Annotated in this window: 1 pseudogene; it reads right to left on the reverse strand. The window is 63.4% G+C overall.

The features are described 5' to 3' along the window. Positions 1–12: 12 nt before the first annotated feature. Positions 13–989 (reverse strand): annotated as a pseudogene (locus GJ654_RS21380) (IS630 family transposase); the annotation flags it as partial.

Raw genomic sequence — 989 nt, forward strand, 5'->3', positions numbered from 1 at the left:
AAGTCTCGCTGATCAGAACCCATGCGCCCAATCGCGGAGTCCGATGGACATGATGCGCCACGGTTGGTCGACGAGCTTGTTCCAGGCGTGGCAGCAGTGGTCGACGATGTCCTCGTAGGATTTGAAGACGCGGTTCGACAGCCAGTTGTCGCGCATGAACTGCCAGACGTTCTCGGCGGGGTTCAATTCGGGGCATTTGGCCGGCAACGGCAGCAGCGTGATGTTGGCGGGCACGTCGAGCTTGTCGGTCGTGTGCCAGCCCGCCTGATCAAGAAGCAGGACGGCGTGCGCGCCGGGAGCGACATTTTTGGCGATTTCCTTCAGGAGCAGGGTCATGGCGAAGGTGTTGCACTTGGGCATGATCAGCCCCGCGCCCTTGCCCTCCTTTGGGCAGATCGCGCCGAAAATATAGGTCGACGCGGTGCGCTGATCGTGGGGCGCGCTGGGGCGCGTTCCTTTCTTGGCCCAACGGCGCGTGATCTTGTTCTTCTGGCCGATCCGGGCCTCGTCTTCGAACCAGATTTCTATGCTCTCGGCGGCGACGCCTTTTTCGCGCGCGATTTCCTCCAGGCGCGCAGGGAAACTTTTTTAAAATCATCAATGGCGCCCTCGGCCTGGGCGTGATGCTTGGGGCGCGCCGACAGCTTGCGATAGCCCAGCGCCCGCAACTCCCGGCTCATCGTTTGTTTGGCGATGGTGACGCGGAATTCCTCAAACATCCACTGGCAGAGATCGACAAGACGCCAGCGCACCACGCCGTGGGCGGCGGGAATCGGGCCGCTCTCGATCACGGCGGTGAGCGCCGCCCGGTGCGCGTCGTTGAGCCGCGAGGGTTGGCCAGGCGCCTTGCGGTTGATCAGCCCCTCGGGGCCTTCGGCGTTGAACTTCACCACCCAGTCGCGGACGATCTGGCGCGTCACGCCGCCGATCTCGGCTGCTTTATCCCGGCTGGCGCCTTCGTAGATCGCCGCCAAAGCCAACAACCGTCG

Origin of the sequence: Rhodoblastus acidophilus (genome assembly GCF_009720655.1) — a bacterium.
Lineage (GTDB): Bacteria > Pseudomonadota > Alphaproteobacteria > Rhizobiales > Beijerinckiaceae > Rhodoblastus > Rhodoblastus acidophilus_A.